An 18,925-nucleotide genomic window follows, 5' to 3' on the forward strand; every position below is an offset into this window, starting at 1 on the left:
ATGGACATGGAATTACGAGACCGTTATGCGTCTATTTTGCAGCTATATCAATTAGCTCCTGAGCATATTGAGGAATATGGGAATGTAATCAAAATTTATACGAACCAAGGTCCATATGCGTTAAAAAAATTGCCTCCTCAAAAATTAGAACGCAGCAATCTTATGTATTATGTTCAGTTTTTACGAGAAAAAGGATTTACGAATTTTGCTCCTATTTATCATACGAAAGATGGAAGGCACGTTTTAAGTGATGGTGAGCATAGTTATTATTTAATGCCTTGGCTTGGAAGCGCAGAGAGTCAAGGAGAAGATAATGATCAGTATCATAAAATGTTTCAAACACTTGCTATGATGCATAAAAAAACAGTGCGAGAAGAAGATGTAACAGAAGAAGCAATTCAAGGACATTTTGATACGATTTCAAATCGCTGGGAACAAGATAGTGTATTACTAGAGGAGTTTTTAGTTGAATCAGAAGCGAAGTGGTATATGTCTCCGTTTGAATTGCAATATTGTACGTACTTTCATCAAGCGATGCGTGCTCATGAATTTGCAAAGAAACAATTTTCAGAATGGCATGAAGCGATGAAAGAAAAAGAAAAAACACGTATTTCATTTACTCATGGCAATGTTTCCATGAATCATTTTTTATTCGATTATCAGCGAAATGGTTATTTTATTAGTTTAGAAGATGCAGGGTTTGCTACTCCGGTTCAAGATATTGTTCAATTTTATTCACGCTCCTTTAACACGTATCCAATTGCAAGAAATGATCGGTATGAATGGTATCAAATATATCAAAAGAACTTTGCGTTTACGAAAGAAGAAAAGCTGCTTATGCTTGCATATTTAGCGTATCCTAAACCATTTATTAAACAAGTGCATGACTATGCAGATACCCGAAATACTCGTAATAAAACGAAGGAATTGCATGATGTGGGAATGCTCCAACAAGCACATTGGCTTATAAGCAATATTGAATATTTCGTGGCACAGCTTCAAGCTGCTGAGCATCAATCATAGTAAAAAATGGCCGTAGCCCAAATAAAGAGGTTACGGCTGATAATGTAAGCGAATCGTTGCCGCGATAAAAATAGCAAGAATAACAAAATCTAAAAACGTAGGAAGCAGCAAAGTACGAATGCCTTGGAAAATTGTAAGTGGAATTGCAAAATCAGAAAACATCGTCTGTAGATTTCTTAACCATGAGGGAGTTGAAAAGTTGTACGTGCGTCGATAGCGTCGCATAATTGTCCTCCGTATTACAACCTTCTCTAGAATAGAATCATAAGAGAAGTGGAAATGTGATATTACAATATGCAGGATGGGCATTTAATGTGCTTGTGCTGCACTTTTTTCATTTTCTTTGCATATGTTATAAAAAACTTGGTTAAGCTTATTGACGATTGCGCATTTCTTTTTTAGACTATAAGGTATATTATAATTTTAAAACGTATATATAAATGCGTTGATAGGGAAGAGTACAACGTCCTACATCTTCAGAGAGAGAAATCAATTGCTGTGAGATTTCTTAGATGGTAGTGTTGGAAGGTCGCCCTTGAGCAGTTTCTTTGAACTCACGTCTGAAAGTAGGAGAAACCGGGTAGCCCGTTACAGATGATAAGTGTACAGGTGTAGTGTATCTATTTACGCCTGTAAAAAAAGGTGGTACCACGATCTCCGTCGTCCTTTTGGATGAGGGAGTTTTTTATTTTTTTAAGGAGGGAAAAATATGTCAAACACGGAAAAGAATTTACCAACAAAATACGATCATATATCCGTAGAAGAAGGCCGCTATAAATGGTGGCTTGAAGGCAAATATTTCGAAGCTAAAGGAGACGCAGAGAAACAACCATACACGATTGTAATTCCGCCTCCAAATGTAACTGGTAAGCTTCACTTAGGTCACGCTTGGGATACAACACTTCAAGATATTTTAACACGTACAAAGCGTATGCAAGGCTATGATGTATTATGGCTTCCTGGTATGGACCATGCAGGTATTGCAACACAAGCAAAAGTAGAAGGAAAGCTTCGTGAAGAAGGTATTTCACGTTACGATCTTGGTCGTGAGAAATTCCTTGAAAAAGCATGGGAATGGAAAGACGAATATGCTTCTCATATTCGTCAGCAATGGGGGAAAGTTGGCCTAGGACTAGATTACTCTCGTGAGCGCTTTACATTAGACGAAGGTTTATCTGATGCGGTTAAAAAAGTATTCGTTCAATTATACGAAAAAGGCTTAATTTACCGAGGGGAATATATTATTAACTGGGACCCAGCAGCGCGCACTGCTCTTTCTGATATTGAAGTAATCCATAAAGATGTTCAAGGTGCATTCTACCATATGAACTATCCATTAACAGACGGTTCTGGTCACATTCGTCTTGCAACAACTCGTCCGGAAACAATGCTTGGTGATACAGCAGTAGCAGTTCATCCAGAAGATGATCGTTACAAACATTTAATCGGAAAAACAGTTACACTTCCAATCGCTAGTCGTGAAATTCCAATTATCGCAGACGACTATGTAGATCCAGAGTTTGGAACAGGGGTTGTGAAAATTACACCAGCTCATGATCCGAATGACTTTGAAGTAGGTAACCGCCATGACTTACCACGTATTCTTGTAATGAACGAAGATGGTACAATGAACGAAAAAGCTGGTAAGTATAACGGTATGGATCGCTTTGAATGCCGTAAGCAATTAGTAAAAGACTTGCAAGAAGCAGGTGTATTAGTAGAAATCGAACCTCATATGCATTCTGTTGGCCATAGTGAGCGCAGCGGGGCAGTTGTTGAGCCTTATTTATCAACACAATGGTTCGTGAAAATGGCGCCACTTGCAGAAAAGGCAGTTGAACTACAACAAAAAGAAGATGAAAAAGTAACGTTCGTACCAGACCGTTTTGAGAACACATATTTACGCTGGATGGAAAATATTCATGATTGGTGTATTTCTCGTCAATTATGGTGGGGACATCGCATCCCAGCTTGGTATCATAAAGAAACTGGTGAAGTATACGTAGGTACAGAAGCGCCGGCGGATATCGAAAATTGGAACCAAGATAATGACGTACTTGATACATGGTTTAGTTCAGCATTATGGCCATTCTCAACACTTGGTTGGCCAAATGAAGATGCAGCAGACTTCAAACGTTACTATTCAACAGATGCACTTGTAACAGGGTATGATATCATCTTCTTCTGGGTATCTCGTATGATTTTCCAAGGGTTAGAGTTTACAGGAGAGCGCCCGTTTAAAGACGTATTAATCCATGGTCTAGTTCGTGACGAGCAAGGACGTAAAATGAGTAAATCTCTTGGTAACGGTATTGATCCAATGGATGTTATCGAGAAGTATGGTGCAGACGCAATGCGCTTCTTCTTATCAACAGGAAGTGCACCTGGGCAAGATCTACGCTTTAGCATGGAGAAGGTAGAATCTACTTGGAACTTCATCAATAAAATTTGGAATGCGTCTCGTTTCGTATTAATGAACATGGAAGATATGCAATATGAGGATATCGATTTAACTGGTGAAAAATCTGTTGCAGATAAATGGATTTTAACTCGTCTAAATGAAACGATTGAAAGTGTAACACGTAACATGGATAAATATGAGCTAGGTGAAGTTGGCCGTGCATTATATAACTTCATTTGGGATGATTTCTGTGATTGGTACATTGAAATGGCGAAAATTCCATTATACGGAGAAGATGAAGCAGCGAAGAAAACAACTCGTTCTGTTTTAGCATACGTACTAGATCAAACGATGCGCTTGTTACATCCATTCATGCCATTCGTAACTGAGAAAATTTGGCAACACTTACCTCATGAAGGTGAATCTATTACAGTAGCCGCTTGGCCAACAGTTCGTGAAGATTTACAAGATAAAGAAGCAGCAGCAGAAATGCATCTTCTTGTTGATATCATCCGCTCTGTTCGTAACATTCGTGCGGAAGTAAATACGCCAATGAGCAAAAAAGTACAATTGCAAATCAAAGCAAAAGACGAAGCAGTACTAGCACAGCTTACGAAAAACAGCTCTTACATTGAGCGTTTCTGTAATCCAAGTGAATTAACAATTCAGACGGATTTACAAGCACCGGAAAAAGCGATGACTGCAATTGTATCAGGTGCAGAGTTATTCTTACCACTAGCTGATCTGATCAATCTTGATGAAGAAAAAGCACGTCTTGAAAAAGAACTTGAGAAGTTCGATAAAGAAGTAGAACGTGTACAGAAAAAACTTGCAAATCAAGGATTCGTAGCAAAAGCCCCGGCGGCAGTTATTGAAGGAGAACGCGCGAAAGAGAAAGATTACCTAGAAAAACGTGAAGCAGTTCGCCAACGTCTAGCAGATCTACAAAAATAAAGTGAAACTATAATCAGCCCTCACCAATCGGGGGAAATTATTTAAAATAACGAACCACGGCAAAGATTGTTCTATTTGAGTATAATAGGGCTAGGGCAATCTTTTGCTTTGGTTCTTTTTTTGATGGAAAGGGGAATGGTATACGTGATACATACATATGAAGAAGCAATCGGCTGGATTCATAACCGTTTGAAATTTGGTATAAAACCAGGATTAGAACGTATGGAGTGGATGTTAGAGGAACTTGGAAATCCAGAGCGTCATATAAAATGTGTTCATCTTGCGGGAACAAATGGAAAAGGTTCTACTCTCACATATATGCGTTATATGTTACAGGCGGCAGAGTACAAAGTAGGGACATTTACTTCACCGTACATTGAAACATTTAATGAACGGATCAGTGTGAATGGTATACCAATTGCAAATCAAGAAATTGCAGATCTTGTAAATGTGGTCAAACCTGTTGTGGAAAAGTTAGATGAAACATATTTAGGCGAAGCGACAGAATTTGAAATTATTACTGTTATGGCACTTTATTATTTTGGAAAGATGAATATGTGTGACATCGTTTTATTTGAGACAGGACTTGGAGGACGATTCGATTCGACGAATGTCATTCACCCTGCATTGACCATTATTACAAATATCGGCCGCGATCATATGCATATTTTAGGTGATACGTTAGAAGCAATCGCATTTGAAAAGGCGGGAATTATAAAATCAGGTGTACCTGTTATAACTGGTGTGCAGCAAAACGAAGCTTTAGAGGTCATCAGTATGACTGCCAATAAAAAACGTTCTAACTTATATGAACTAGGAAATCAAATTCAAGTAAAACACCTTTCTTCAGAGAAAGAAGGAGAAAGCTTTACATTCTCGTCTCCATTCCATACGTACGAAGATCTTTTCATTTCTATGAAAGGCCAGCACCAAGTGAATAATGCTGCGCTGGCACTTATGGCGATGTCATACTTAAACGTATATCAAGCGTTTTTAATTGATGAAGAGCATATTCGAAAAGGATTAGCTGAAGCATATTGGATTGGGCGTTTTGAACAACTGTCTACGCACCCGCATGTCATTATTGATGGAGCACACAATCCAGAAGGGATACATAGCCTTGTAGAAACGGTTCGTGCACACTACGGTAAAAAACGAATTATTATTTTATTTACAGCACTTGGGGACAAGCAACTGGATGAAATGGTTGGACAATTAGAAACAATTGCAGATGAAATGATTTTTACAACTTTCAAGTTTGATCGTGCTATCTCTGCCGAGGCTCTTGCTGCTCATTCAAAGCGAGAATCAAAACATATCTTTGAAAATTGGCAGGAAGCCATTAGTGAGACAATGGATTCTTTACAAGAAGAGGATCTTTTCTTATTAACAGGTTCTCTTTATTTCATATCAGAAGCTCGTAAATATGTGGTTCAAAAAGCTAGACAGAAATAAGCTGTCTAGTTTTTTTGTTCTACAAATAAAGACGTAAGCATACATATAAGATAACAATATAGGGTAATTTGACGAATCTCTTTGACAAGTATCTCGTTTTTTTTTGAAACGAGTATGATACGATGCTGGCAATGAGAAGAAGTAAGGAGTGGGGGTATGGACAAACAATCGCGACCAATTTCAATTAAAGTAAATGGAACGGAAGCAAATTATATAGAGAAGAAAGAAGAGGAAATAAAAAAAGAAGAGTTTGATTGGCTGCTCCCGGAGAATGCGGTGACAAATAATGTTGTGTCGTTTCAAAAACATGCAGCATCAATACGTAAAGGGAAAAAAGAATGGAGTAATAGGTTTATTGTCACGGTATCTACAGCAATTGTAATTGGGACAGGGTTTGGGATGGGAATGCTGCACTTACTAACGGGACAAGAAACTGTTCATGAAAAGACAGCTCCAGCAGCAAATGTTACAAAGAATAATGAAACACAAAAACCGACAAATGAGAAACCAGCACCAACTGCTTTAGCGCCGCTGACGATTTATTTTGCGCAGGGCGGAGTCTTTTCTTCGAAGGAAAAGGGACAGGCATCATTAAAAGAGTTACAAGAAAATGGAGTCTCTGGAGCAGTTATGCAGTCAGGGGATAAATATTTACTTGTTCTTGGGGTGGCACATGATGAACAATCTGTTATGCAATTAATTACGCAATATAAACAAAAAGATATATCAGTTGTAAAAAAGAAATGGGAGATTACAGATCAAGCGCTTTTAAAACAGGATCAAGAATATGGAGCGTTTTTGGAAAAGCTGCAATCGTTGTATGGGAAACTATTGCAACAAACTGCTGCCCTGCAGTCCGGGGGGGGGATAAGTAAAGCGCATATAGAACAGATTGAAAATGAATGGAAAGCAATCAAAAAAGAAGAGGCAGCATTAAAGCAGGATGATATAAAGAAATTGTTTACGTATGCATCAGTGGCGGTGCAGACAATACAAGAAGAGAAACAAGATATGGAAACGATGACGAAATTACAGCAAGTGCTAGTAGATAGCTTTCTTTCTTATGAAAAAATAGTTTCACAAAAAAACAAAAACGTATAATAATTAGATGAGATTTAAATCACCATCAGTATGTGGTGCTTTTTTCTAATATTTATTCGTACGGAAGAAAGGAAAAGCAAGGTTGTGCTTTTTCCTTTCTTTTGTATTTTTTAAAAAGAAAAATGATATTTTTAAAATTTGAGGAGAATCTATACATTTAGTATGGTTATGCTGTATCTTCCTGCTAATTTTAAAAATGAAAGGAGAACGTATGAAAAAACTTATTTTAGCGTCTGGTTCACCAAGACGTAAAGAATTACTTGAGCTTGTGGATATGCCATTTGAGGTTGTAGTTAGCGATGTGGAAGAAACGATTGGAGCATATTCATCACCACATGATATCGTAATGTCACTTGCGTTGCAAAAAGCATCTGCCGTAGCAAAGGATTACGAAGATGGTGTTGTGCTTGGTGCTGACACAATTGTTACTTTTGAGTCGCGTATTCTAGGAAAACCAGAGGATGAGAGTGAAGCGAAAGAAATGTTACGGCTCTTGTCAGGAAAAACTCATGAGGTGTATACGGGAGTTGCTCTTATTTCAAAAGAAAAAACAGTGACATTTTATGAGCGTGCTGAAGTAACATTTTGGGAATTAACTGAAGAAGAAATTCATGCATATGTGCAAACGAAAGAACCGCTTGATAAAGCTGGTAGCTATGGGATACAAGGAAAAGGTGCAATTTTTGTTCAGCATATACAAGGTGATTATTATGCGATTGTTGGTTTGCCGATTGCACGTGTTGTGCGTGAGTTGAAACAATTTAATATGTAAAGGAGGCTGGAATATGAGCTGCATTCGTGATGTTGTGAAAGAAGATCAACCACGGGAACGTTTATTGCTAGAAGGAGCAAGCAGCTTATCAAACACAGAACTTCTCGCTATATTACTTCGAACAGGTTCAAAAGAGGAGTCGGTCTTAACATTAGCAAATCGAATTTTGCATTACTTTGACGGATTACGAATGTTAAAAGATGCGACAATTGAAGAGATGACAAGCATTCATGGTGTTGGGGTGGCAAAAGCATCCCAACTTATTGCTGCTTTTGAACTTGGACGAAGAATGGTACGCTTAGAATATCAAAATAGATATAGCATTCGTAATCCAGAAGATTGCGCACGTTATATGATGGAGGAGATGCGCTTTTTACAACAGGAACATTTTGTATGTTTATATTTAAATACGAAAAATCAAGTGATGCATCGACAGACGGTATTTATTGGAAGTTTGAATGCCTCGATTGTGCATCCGCGCGAGGTGTTTAAGGAAGCATTTCGCCGCGCTGCTGCCTCTATTATCTGTCTTCATAATCATCCTTCGGGCGACCCCACGCCAAGCAGAGAAGATATTGAAGTCACGAAAAGACTTGTAGAATGCGGGAAAATTATTGGGATTGAAATTCTCGATCATATTATTATTGGTGACCATAAATTCGTCAGTTTAAAAGATAAAGGTCATATTTAAGACTATTTTTTTTCTTTATTTTGTTTTATAATGTGAGTTATGAGTTTTTTGTAGGCTTTCGTCTACACTATAACAAAGAACATGTAAAAACGTTATGTTTTATATAAATATAATAATGTTGAAAGAAAAAATGAGCATTTTGTTAAAATTAGAAAGGAAGATATAGAATATGTTTGGATTTGGTGGTTTTACTCGTGATCTTGGAATAGACTTAGGAACAGCGAATACGCTTGTATATGTAAAAGGAAAAGGTGTCGTTGTACGCGAGCCATCTGTTGTGGCATTGCAAACAGACACAAAACAAATTGTTGCAGTTGGTAACGATGCAAAACAAATGATTGGTCGTACACCTGGAAATGTTGTGGCACTTCGTCCGATGAAAGACGGTGTTATCGCAGATTATGAAACAACAGCAACAATGATGAAATATTATATTCAACAAGCACAGAAATCAAATGGCTTCTTCTCTCGTAAACCTTATGTAATGGTATGTGTACCATCTGGTATTACAGCGGTTGAAAAACGTGCAGTAATCGATGCAACTCGTCAAGCAGGTGCACGCGATGCATACCCAATTGAAGAACCATTTGCAGCTGCAATTGGTGCAAACTTACCTGTTTGGGAACCGACAGGTAGTATGGTTGTAGATATCGGCGGTGGTACAACAGAAGTTGCGATTATCTCTCTTGGCGGTATTGTAACAAGCCAATCTGTTCGTGTTGCCGGTGATGAAATGGACGATGCAATTATTCAATACATTAAGAAAAACTACAATTTAATGATCGGGGAACGAACTGCAGAAGCATTAAAATTAGAAATTGGTTCTGCTGGCGAGCCAAACGGTGTTGAGCCAATGGATATTCGTGGTCGTGACTTAGTGACTGGACTACCAAAAACAGTATCGATTCGCCCAGAAGAAATTGCATCAGCGTTAAAAGATACTGTAGATGCAATTGTTGAGTCTGTAAAAAATACATTAGAAAAAACTCCACCAGAATTAGCAGCGGATATTATGGATCGTGGTATTGTTCTAACAGGTGGTGGTGCGTTGCTTCGCAATTTAGATAAAGTAATTAGCGAAGAAACAAATATGCCAGTTCTTGTTGCAGAAAACCCATTAGATTGCGTAGCAATTGGAACGGGTAAAGCGTTAGACAACATCGACCTTTTCAAAAGTGCTCGATAAAATCCATTATTTCAACATAAAAAATTAGGGAATTTAAGAGGGTGTGAACGTGCCACAGTTTTTCTTAAACAAAAGATTAATTGTTTTATTAGTTAGTATTATTCTTCTCGTGGCATTGATCGGAATCTCATTGAAAGAACGGAAAAATCTAACGTGGCCAGAGCAGTTTGTAAAAGATACCGTAGGAGTTGTAGAACGTGTATTTCAAAAGCCAGCGAATTATGTTGCCGGATTCTTTGAGAACGTAGAAGATGTAAAGCGCACGTATGAAGAAAATAAAGAATTGAAATCGAAATTGGACAAGTATGCAGAGTTGTCCGTAAAAGTAAAAGAATTAGAAAAAACAAATGAAGAACTTCGTGATATTCTTGGAAAAAAAGATACACTGAGTGATTTTAAACCGATTCAAGCAACTGTTATTGCTCGCAATCCAGATAAATGGAATGACTTAATCGGGATTGATAAAGGTGCACAGCAAGGCATTCAAAAGGATGCAGCTGTTATTACATCAAAAGGTTTAGTTGGAAAAGTAAAAAGTGTTTCACAATTTACTTCAACGGTTGAGCTAATCAGCTCATTAAACCGAACAAATCGTATTTCAGCTGTTGTCCGAGGAGATAGTAATGTTTTCGGTTTAATTGAAGGGTACGATAAAGAGAAGCAGCAACTTGTTTTCACAAAAATCCCATCTGGTGTGAAAGTAGAGAAGGATCAAACAGTTGTAACTTCTGGTCTTGGCGGTGTGTTCCCAGATGGATTGGTTATTGGACAAATCGTTGAGGTAACAGCGGATGAGTACGGATTAACACAAACAGCTTATATTAAGCCTGCAGCAGACTTAAGTGATGTTAGCAATGTTATGGTTGCTAAACGGACTATGTCGACAGTAGATTTAGGGAAATAGGAGGGGGAAGAGATGGAGATTTTAAAAAAAGCGATTCTTCCTCTTCTACTTCTTCTCGTATTTGTATTGGAGAATATGTTTTCTACTATTGTTCCAACGAGTCTTTTTTGGAAGAATACAATTGTAGCACCACATTTTTTAATGATTGTTTTATGCTTTATTGCAATTTACTTTAATTCTGTACATGGTGTTTACTATGGGCTATTATTTGGATTTTTATTTGATATCGTGCATACAGAGTTAGTTGGTGTGTATATATTTGCTTATCCAATTTTAGTGTATCTTGTCTATCAGGCAATGCGAATTTTACAAGTGAACCTTTTTATCGTGTTCTTTATTGTATTAGCGAGCATTGCTGCGTTAGAGTATTATGTGTATGGATTTTTGACGTTAATTGGTCGTATTCATATGCCAGCGCATATCTTTTTCACAGATCGTCTTCTTCCGACGCTGTTGTTGAACGGAATTTTTTTACTACTGTTTTGCTTCCCACTGCAACGATATCTTTTACGTCTTTCAGACGCTATGGAAGAAAAAGAAAAAAGGATTTTCTGATTTTATGTCGAATTAAATCGGTGGGGTGAGCATTGGTGACAGAAAAAAAGCAACAAAATGTGACTATAAAAGGAACGAAGGATGGTTTAGCATTACATCTGGATGATTCCTGTTCATTTCGTGAATTGCTGCAAGAACTTGACGAAAAGCTTTCCACTCATTACTACGAGGGTGATGGACGCTCTCTAATTGAAGTGCAGGTGAAAGTTGGGAACCGTTATGTAACAGAAGTCCAACAAGAAGAGTTGCGCACACTTATTCGTAATAAAAAGAATTTAGTCGTAGATTCTATTGAGAGTGATGTTGTAACGAAAGAACAAGCGTTGGCATGGAAAGAAGAAACAGAAATTGTTTCTGTTTCAAAAATTGTTCGCTCAGGTCAAATATTGCATGTAAAAGGCGATTTACTATTGATTGGAGATGTGAATCCAGGCGGTACGGTTATCGCTGGAGGAAATATTTTTATTATTGGAGCATTACGAGGAATTGCACATGCTGGATATTATGGGGATACAGGGGCTGTTATAACAGCTTCTGTTATGAATCCAATGCAGCTTCGGATAAGCGATGTGACAACGCGCGCTCCTGAGGAGAAAGAAGACGGGGCGGAAGGGGCAGAATGTGCCTACATTAATGAGAATAATCACATTGTTGTCGATCGCATTCAACTTCTCACTCATCTTAGACCTAATTTAACAAGGTTAGAAAGGGGAATTGTATAGCTGTGGGAGAGGCAATAGTTATTACATCTGGAAAAGGCGGAGTAGGTAAAACTACAACGTCTGCAAATATTGGTACAGCCTTGGCTTTATCTGGGAAAAAAATATGTTTAATTGATACAGATATCGGCTTGCGAAATTTAGACGTAGTAATGGGATTGGAAAACCGTATTGTATATGATCTCGTTGATGTTGTTGAAGGACGTTGTCGTTTACCTCAAGCTCTTATTAGAGATAAGCGCTTTGATGAACTTTATTTATTACCTGCAGCACAAACGAGTGACAAGTCGGCAGTAACACCTGAACAAATGGAAGAATTAATACAACAATTACGTCAAGACTATGATTACATATTAATTGATTGCCCAGCTGGCATTGAACAAGGTTTTAAAAACGCTGTGGCAGGTGCTGATAAAGCGATTGTTGTGACAACACCAGAAGTATCTTCAATGCGTGATGCTGATCGGATTATCGGACTATTGGAAAAAGAAGATATCGAGCCGCCTAAGTTAGTTATCAATCGTGTCCGCAGTCATATGCTACATGAACAAGATATGTTGGATGTAGATGAAATTGTACGTACCTTGTCTATTGAATTGCTTGGGGTTGTTGAAGATGATGATGCCGTGATTCGAGCAACAAATACAGGAGAGCCTGTAGCTTTGCAGCCGAGTGGAAAGGCATCCATTGCTTATCGAAATATTGCAAGACGCTTGCTTGGAGAAAATGTGCCATTGCAACCGCTTGAAAATGAAAAAGAAACGGTATTTACGAAAATGAAGAAATTCTTCGGAATACGCTAGGAGCACTTCGCATATATGCGGAGTGCTTTTTTTGCCCTGCTATACGTGGGCAGTAAGATCCCGATTGGGCGGAAAACACTGATTAAAGTTTCACTTTATTTTGAGGATAGCTGCTGGTATACGCGCTGACCTTCTAGGAGAAAAGCATTCCTATGAATATCTTTCCCGGACAACTCATACATATGTACAAACTGATGGGAAGAGGAAGGGGTCAGAATGAGAAATAAACAAGTAGAAGAAATTAAAAAGCGTATTGAGAAGAGAAAAGCGCAGCAGGAAAGAGAAGATGAATTATTTTCGTATGAAGAACAAGACTATACACCGCTTCTTGTTGAAGAAGGAGAAAAGACACATCCTCTCTTCCGAAAGGAAATATTTCTTTTTAAGCTACTGCTATCGGCTATTCTTGTTCTTGTCGTAGCCATCTTATTTAAAAACACAACAACTTCTTTTGAAGGTCCACGTACAGTTGTTGAACAAACAATGAAAGAAGAATTTCAATTTGCAACTGTGTCGAAGTGGTATGAATCAAAGTTTGGAAAACCGCTATCTTTTTTACCTTCCAGTGAAAAGAAAACAAAGCAGAAAGAAAAGAATTACGCTGTTCCCGCTTCAGGAAAAGTAACGCAAAGTTTTCAGGCAAATGGACAAGGGGTGTTTGTCCAAACAGCCGCAAATGCCGTTGTAGAATCAGTTAATGAGGGCATTGTTGTCTCGATTGGTCAAAAAGAGGGGTTTGGAAATACAGTTGAAATCCAACATGCAGATGGTACGGAATCTTGGTATGGAAATTTAGGAGAAGCATCAGTTAAGTTATATGATTATGTAGCGAAAAAGCAAAAAGTTGGAACAGTTGCAAATGGAAAGTTTTATTTTGCGTTCAAAAAGAATGAAAAATTTATCGATCCAATTCAGGTGATTTCATTTGAATAAATATAGTGGGATTTTTTCAAAGATTACCATTCATCCGTTGTTTTGGGGAGTTATAGCAATTGCGGTTTTTACGGCTCGTTTTAAAGAGGTACTTATTTTATTTTTCATTGTTTTTATTCATGAATTAGGTCATGCGATAGCAGCCGCTCATTTTAAATGGCGCATTAAACAAATTCAGCTCTTGCCATTTGGTGGGGTAGCTGAGCTTGATGAGCATGGGAATAAGCCGTTAAAAGAAGAAATGATTGTTATTATAGCAGGGCCTGTTCAACATATATGGATGGTAGCTGCTGCCTATCTATTGTACACAATAGGCTGGATGGGGGAAGGCCTTTACCATTTTTTTCTGTGGAACAATATGACCATTTTATGTTTTAATTTATTACCGATTTGGCCTCTTGATGGAGGGAAGATTGCACTAAATATATTATCGCATCGCTTTCCATTTTTACAAGCGCACAATATTATGATGAGAATTTCAATTGTGTGTCTTAGTGTTGTATTTGGGCTGCAGCTTCTTTGGAATGGAAAGAATGCAATGGTGTGGGCGTTACTTCTTTTTTTAGTATTTTCTTTATTTCAAGAATGGAAACAACGTCGTTTTGCATTTATGCGTTTTTTGTTGGAGCGGTATTACGGAAAGAAGCGAGAAATTGCCAAGGTCACAACAATTACAGTTCGAAAGGAAACGAGTTTATATCATATTTTCACTCAGTTTCGAAGAGGATATAAGCATTCAATTATCATAAATGGAGAACATAAAAATCAATACACGCTAGATGAAAATGAATTGCTTTACGCATATTTTACAGAAAAAAGAACAACATCATCTGTAGAAGAGTTAATAGGTTAGTGTTGACGGTAACACTAACCTTCTATTATTGTATAAAAAAGGATAAAAGAGAGGAATAGACTTTGAAGACGCTATACATAAATTACATCGGTTCGGAAAAGCGAGTTGCTGTTGAAGAAGAGAAAGAAATTGTAGAACTCTTATGGCAACGAAATGAACAAGAACAAATTGTTGGAAATATATATATTGGTCGTGTCATGCGAACAATCGCGGGGATGAATGCTGCCTTTGTCAATGTTGGCTTGGAGAAGCATGCTTATTTATCATATGAAAATGTGCCATCATCTATGCGATTACACGAAGGGCAATCGCTTCTTGTACAAGTTGTGAAAGAAGCGATTGATACGAAAGGACCAAAAATAACAGCAAATATAGAATTCACCGGGAGATATGTTGTATATATGCCCTATGACACGGTTTTTGCCGTTTCCCGGAAAATAAAAGATGAGAAAAAGAGAGAACAACTTCTTGCGCTAGAAAAAACAGGAGGATTTATTTTTCGTTCTGCATGTGAAAAAGTACAATTACAAGAAGTGCAAGCCGAGATGCAACGCCTTCAATCTCAATTTGAACTTGTGAAAAAACAAGAACAACGAGGAAAGGCACCGCTTCTCGTTTATTCTCCTTCTAGTTTTTTAGATCGAATTTTTCAAGAAATACCAGTAGAGACAGTTTCGCAAGTGATTGTAGATCAGCGCAGTATGATACAAGAATTAGAAGGAAAAATAGGTGCAGAAAAAGTTACTTTCTTTCATGAAAAGACACCGTTATTTGCTCGCTATGGAATTGATCGTGAAATTGAAAAGGCGCTAAAAAGAATAGTGTGGCTTCCAAATGGAGCGTATTTACTCATTGAACAAATGGAAACGATGACTGTAATCGATGTAAACACTGGTAAATTCACCGGGAAACAAAATTTACAAGATACAGTACTGCGCACAAATGAAATAGCGGCAAAAGAAATTGCACGGCAGCTGCGACTTCGTGACATTGGCGGGATGATTTTAATTGATTTTATTAATATGAAGCGCCGTGAGGAAAAAGAAAAAATAAGAGGAATTGTAAAGTCGTACTTAGAAAAAGACCATACTTATACGAGGGTATTAGGATTTACAGAGCTTGGTATTTTAGAAATAACAAGAAAACGAAAAAAACAATCGCTTCGTGATATGCTGTTAACAGATTGTAAAATTTGTCAAGGCAGTGGTTATATGTTATCACATGAAACGGTAGCATATGAGTTAGAGAGAGAACTAATTGCTTATAATGGGACAGATGATGAAGCCGCTCTTATCGCTGCTCATCCGAGTGTGCAACAAATCTTTTTTGAGAAAGAACTGCAGCGCAATATATCTTTTCAAATTTGTTTTATTGATGATGAAGCAGCACGTTACACGATTCAACGCTTTGGAACGAAGAAAGAGATATGCGTGCGGAAAAAATAGTTAGTAGAAGATTCATTGACAATAGACTATGTTTCATGATAACATCTCTATGTTATAGTTTATAGCACCTAAACTGCTATATACTACAACCGCACAGGACAGGTTCCTAAAAGACATTGTATGTCTACCTCGTTTTGGCGAGTCTTAGTAATTATGAGGAGGTGCAATTATGTACGCAATTATCGAAACAGGTGGAAAACAAATTAAAGTTGAAGCTGGTCAAGAAATCTACGTTGAAAAATTAGATGTAGAAGCTGGTGAAACTGTTACTTTTGACAAAGTTCTTTTCGTTGGTGGCGAAACTGTTAAAGTTGGTAGCCCAGTTGTAGAAGGTGCAACAGTTACTGCGAAAGTTGAAAAACAAGGTCGCGCTAAGAAAATCATCGTTTTCAAATACAAAGCGAAAAAGAACAATCGTAAAAAACAAGGTCATCGTCAACCATACACGAAATTAGTGATTGAAGCAATCAACGCTTAATTCGGGTTGTCATGATTAAAATTACGATTAACCGCACGAATTTAGGAAGTATCCAATCATTTAAAATGACCGGGCATGCGAACTTCGCTCCGCATGGACAAGATCTTGTCTGCGCTGGAACGACAGCGGTTGTGTTTGGTGTAATAAATGCAGTGGAATCACTTTGTAATGTGCAAGCAACCATTGAACTTGGAAAAGATGGTGGATTCTTAATGTATGAATTGCCTAGTGATCTAGACGATTCCACAAAAGAAAAAGCATGTTTTCTGTTAGAGGGCATGGTTGTTTCGCTTAAAACGATTGAACTTGATTACGGAAAGTATATCCGTTTAATAGAAAAAGTGCAGGAGGTGTAACGTATGTTAAGATTAGATCTTCAGTTTTTCGCATCTAAGAAAGGTGTGGGTAGTACAAAGAACGGTCGTGACTCTCAGTCAAAACGTCTTGGTGCTAAACGTGCAGATGGTCAAATGGTTTCAGGTGGTTCAATTCTTTACCGTCAACGCGGTACAAAAATTTATCCAGGTGTTAACGTTGGTCGTGGTGGCGATGACACATTATACGCGAAAGTTGACGGCGTAGTACGCTTCGAGCGTCTTGGCCGTGACCGCAAACAAGTGAGCGTATATCCTGTTGCTCAAGAAGCATAAGAAACTCACGGAAAACTCTAACCTGAGTGCAGGTTAGAGTTTTTCTATATTAGAGGGGTATATGAATGGAAGAAAAATGGACAATTATAGATGCGTTGCGTCATTCAAGACATGATTGGCTTAATCGTATGCAGATGATTAAAGGAAATCTTTCGCTCGGAAGAGTGGAAGAAATTCATGGACTCATCGATCGTTTTGTCCAAGAAGCGAGACAAGAATCGAATCTGATGGGGCTTTCTATGCCCAAGTTTTCAGAATGGATTTTAACATATAATTGGAAACAGCACCCGTGCTTGTTGGAGTACGAAGTATTAGGAGAAATACATAACTTATCGCATCTAGATGAAAGAGTATCTGTATGGACGGCTCAATTTTTCCAAATACTTGAGCATAGTTTAGACGTTTATGTTGAAAATTATGTTTGTATCACAGTTGAATGTGAAGAAGAGGATGCTCGTTTCTTTTTTGATTTTCGTGGCAAGCTAACAAATGTACAAGAGATACAAGAGTGGCTTGCTAGTCAACATAATAAATGGTTCTCCATTTCTTATACAGTGCGAGATAAAGAAATCTCGGTTATATTACAACTACTAGAAAAAAGTGTGGTGAGATAATGTTTGTAGATCAGGTCAAGATATATGTAAAAGGCGGCGATGGTGGTAACGGAATGGTTGCGTATCGTCGTGAGAAATATGTTCCAAAAGGTGGCCCAGCAGGCGGTGACGGTGGTAAAGGTGCCGATGTTGTTTTCGTAGTAGACGAAGGATTACGTACATTAATGGATTTCCGCTATCAGCGTCATTTTAAAGCGGATCGCGGTCAACATGGAATGAGTAAAAACCAACATGGCCGTAAGGCAGATGATTTAATTGTAAAGGTTCCGCCGGGAACAGTTGTAAAAGATGTAGCTACTGGTCAAATTCTTGCGGATTTAGTAACGCATGAGCAATCAGCAGTTATCGCAAAAGGTGGTCGTGGTGGCCGTGGTAACTCACGTTTTGCGACGCCAACGAATCCAGCTCCAGAAATTGCTGAGAATGGTGAACCAGGTCAGGAACGTGAAGTCGTACTAGAATTGAAAGTGTTAGCTGATGTAGGTCTTGTTGGATTCCCAAGTGTCGGTAAATCAACATTATTATCTGTTGTATCATCAGCACGTCCAAAAATTGCTGAATATCACTTTACAACAATTGTTCCAAACCTTGGAGTAGTTGAAACAGGGGATGGACGCAGTTTTGTTATGGCTGATCTTCCAGGATTGATTGAAGGGGCGCATGCAGGCGTTGGACTTGGACATCAATTTTTACGTCATATTGAGCGTACACGCGTTATCATTCATGTGATTGATATGTCTGGTTTAGAAGGACGCGATCCATATGAGGATTACGTAACAATTAATAATGAGTTAAAAGAATACAATCTACGTCTAACAGAGCGTCCACAAGTTGTTGTTGCAAACAAAATGGATATGCCAGATGCAGAAGAAAACTTACAAGCGTTCAAAGACAAAGTGGGCGATGAAGTAAAAATCTTCCCAATCTCTGCAGTTACGCGTCAAGGTGTTCGTGATTTACTATTTGAAGTAGCAAATCTTATCGAAACAACACCAGAATTCCCAATACATGAAGTTGTAGATGAATCTGAAGCAAGTGTAATGTACAAATTTGAGGGTGAAGGCTCTAAATTTGAAATTACGCGTGAAAGCGATGGTACATTTGTCATTACTGGTTATGATATTGAGAAAACATTCAAGATGACGGACTTCAGCCGTGATGAGTCTGTCCGCAGATTCGCTCGTCAAATGCGCGGAATGGGCATTGATGAAGCACTACGTGCGCGCGGTGCAAAAGACGGCGATATTGTAAAAATTCTTGAGTACGAATTTGAATTTATCGATTAAGGACTGCCGAAATTCGGCAGTCTTTTTTGTATTGAAATAAAAAAATCTCCTCAAATGGAAATTTACCCTTATAATGGAAAATGGGTAGTGTAGGGCAGATAG

The 18,925-nt window shown here is 38.1% G+C and carries 20 protein-coding genes and 2 other annotated features; of the genes, 19 read left to right on the plus strand and 1 reads right to left on the minus strand.

Annotation, left to right across the window (positions count from 1 at the left end):
• Positions 1-1,023 carry a spore coat protein YsxE gene (gene ysxE, locus AB1280_RS23485; RefSeq protein ID WP_429757186.1) on the plus strand — a complete coding sequence of 341 codons (1,023 nt, stop codon included), beginning with the start codon at positions 1-3 and terminating at the stop codon, positions 1,021-1,023.
• A 30-nt stretch (positions 1,024-1,053) separates the two neighbouring features.
• Here ysxE and AB1280_RS23490 read toward each other — a convergent pair whose 3' ends face one another.
• Entirely contained in the window at positions 1,054-1,248 is a 195-nt protein-coding gene (locus AB1280_RS23490; RefSeq protein WP_272186660.1) for a hypothetical protein, read from the minus strand.
• A 211-nt stretch (positions 1,249-1,459) separates the two neighbouring features.
• Positions 1,460-1,694 (plus strand) — a binding site (T-box leader).
• A 38-nt stretch (positions 1,695-1,732) separates the two neighbouring features.
• Between AB1280_RS23490 and AB1280_RS23495 the strand changes: the two genes are divergently transcribed.
• The 18 genes from AB1280_RS23495 to obgE all read left to right on the plus strand — a co-directional run bounded on the left by AB1280_RS23495 (position 1,733) and on the right by obgE (position 18,823).
• The gene (locus AB1280_RS23495; protein ID WP_429757187.1) at positions 1,733-4,378 is read left to right on the plus strand and encodes a valine--tRNA ligase; all 2,646 of its coding nucleotides are present in this window, start codon (positions 1,733-1,735) and stop codon (positions 4,376-4,378) included.
• Between the two features lie 144 nt (positions 4,379-4,522).
• Positions 4,523-5,833, plus strand: a complete 1,311-nt coding sequence (locus AB1280_RS23500; protein WP_429757188.1) for a bifunctional folylpolyglutamate synthase/dihydrofolate synthase — start codon at positions 4,523-4,525, stop codon at positions 5,831-5,833.
• Between the two features lie 156 nt (positions 5,834-5,989).
• On the plus strand, positions 5,990-6,934 hold the full coding sequence (locus AB1280_RS23505; protein ID WP_272186663.1) for a stage II sporulation protein B: 945 nt from the start codon (positions 5,990-5,992) through the stop codon (positions 6,932-6,934).
• A 211-nt stretch (positions 6,935-7,145) separates the two neighbouring features.
• Positions 7,146-7,706: a Maf family protein gene (locus AB1280_RS23510; protein ID WP_429757189.1), complete on the plus strand. Its 561-nt coding sequence runs from the start codon at positions 7,146-7,148 to the stop codon at positions 7,704-7,706.
• Between the two features lie 13 nt (positions 7,707-7,719).
• Positions 7,720-8,397, plus strand: coding sequence for a RadC family protein (gene radC, locus AB1280_RS23515; protein WP_429757190.1), 678 nt, complete (start codon positions 7,720-7,722; stop codon positions 8,395-8,397).
• Between the two features lie 169 nt (positions 8,398-8,566).
• On the plus strand, positions 8,567-9,583 hold the full coding sequence (mreB, locus tag AB1280_RS23520) for a cell shape-determining protein MreB (RefSeq protein ID WP_272186666.1): 1,017 nt from the start codon (positions 8,567-8,569) through the stop codon (positions 9,581-9,583).
• A gap of 49 nt (positions 9,584-9,632) precedes the next feature.
• Positions 9,633-10,487 carry a rod shape-determining protein MreC gene (gene mreC / locus AB1280_RS23525; protein WP_272186667.1) on the plus strand — a complete coding sequence of 285 codons (855 nt, stop codon included), beginning with the start codon at positions 9,633-9,635 and terminating at the stop codon, positions 10,485-10,487.
• 12 nt (positions 10,488-10,499) lie between these two features.
• Positions 10,500-11,042, plus strand: coding sequence for a rod shape-determining protein MreD (gene mreD / locus AB1280_RS23530; RefSeq protein ID WP_429757191.1), 543 nt, complete (start codon positions 10,500-10,502; stop codon positions 11,040-11,042).
• A 35-nt stretch (positions 11,043-11,077) separates the two neighbouring features.
• A complete protein-coding gene (gene minC, locus AB1280_RS23535) occupies positions 11,078-11,764 on the plus strand; it encodes a septum site-determining protein MinC (RefSeq protein WP_272186669.1) in 687 nt (228 codons plus the stop codon).
• A 2-nt stretch (positions 11,765-11,766) separates the two neighbouring features.
• Positions 11,767-12,564: a septum site-determining protein MinD gene (minD, locus tag AB1280_RS23540; RefSeq protein WP_272186670.1), complete on the plus strand. Its 798-nt coding sequence runs from the start codon at positions 11,767-11,769 to the stop codon at positions 12,562-12,564.
• A gap of 216 nt (positions 12,565-12,780) precedes the next feature.
• Positions 12,781-13,497 carry a M23 family metallopeptidase gene (locus AB1280_RS23545; RefSeq protein ID WP_272186671.1) on the plus strand — a complete coding sequence of 239 codons (717 nt, stop codon included), beginning with the start codon at positions 12,781-12,783 and terminating at the stop codon, positions 13,495-13,497.
• Positions 13,490-14,350, plus strand: coding sequence for a M50 family metallopeptidase (locus AB1280_RS23550; protein WP_272186672.1), 861 nt, complete (start codon positions 13,490-13,492; stop codon positions 14,348-14,350). Before AB1280_RS23545 ends, AB1280_RS23550 begins: the two co-directional genes overlap by 8 nt.
• A 62-nt stretch (positions 14,351-14,412) precedes the next feature.
• Entirely contained in the window at positions 14,413-15,795 is a 1,383-nt protein-coding gene (locus AB1280_RS23555; RefSeq protein WP_429757192.1) for an Rne/Rng family ribonuclease, read from the plus strand.
• 77 nt (positions 15,796-15,872) lie between these two features.
• Positions 15,873-15,950: a sequence feature (ribosomal protein L21 leader region), on the plus strand.
• 14 nt (positions 15,951-15,964) lie between these two features.
• A complete protein-coding gene (rplU, locus tag AB1280_RS23560) occupies positions 15,965-16,273 on the plus strand; it encodes a 50S ribosomal protein L21 (RefSeq protein WP_272186674.1) in 309 nt (102 codons plus the stop codon).
• Positions 16,274-16,284: 11 nt separating this feature from the next.
• On the plus strand, positions 16,285-16,629 hold the full coding sequence (locus AB1280_RS23565; RefSeq protein WP_272186675.1) for a ribosomal-processing cysteine protease Prp: 345 nt from the start codon (positions 16,285-16,287) through the stop codon (positions 16,627-16,629).
• Between the two features lie 3 nt (positions 16,630-16,632).
• A complete protein-coding gene (gene rpmA / locus AB1280_RS23570; protein WP_017150650.1) occupies positions 16,633-16,923 on the plus strand; it encodes a 50S ribosomal protein L27 in 291 nt (96 codons plus the stop codon).
• 65 nt (positions 16,924-16,988) lie between these two features.
• Positions 16,989-17,537, plus strand: a complete 549-nt coding sequence (locus AB1280_RS23575; RefSeq protein WP_272186676.1) for a sporulation initiation phosphotransferase B — start codon at positions 16,989-16,991, stop codon at positions 17,535-17,537.
• Positions 17,537-18,823, plus strand: a complete 1,287-nt coding sequence (gene obgE, locus AB1280_RS23580; protein ID WP_429757193.1) for a GTPase ObgE — start codon at positions 17,537-17,539, stop codon at positions 18,821-18,823. Before AB1280_RS23575 ends, obgE begins: the two co-directional genes overlap by 1 nt.
• Positions 18,824-18,925: the final 102 nt, after the last annotated feature.

It is taken from the genome of Bacillus sp. S10(2024), assembly GCF_050473865.1.
Classification (GTDB): Bacteria; Bacillota; Bacilli; order Bacillales; family Bacillaceae_G; genus Bacillus_A.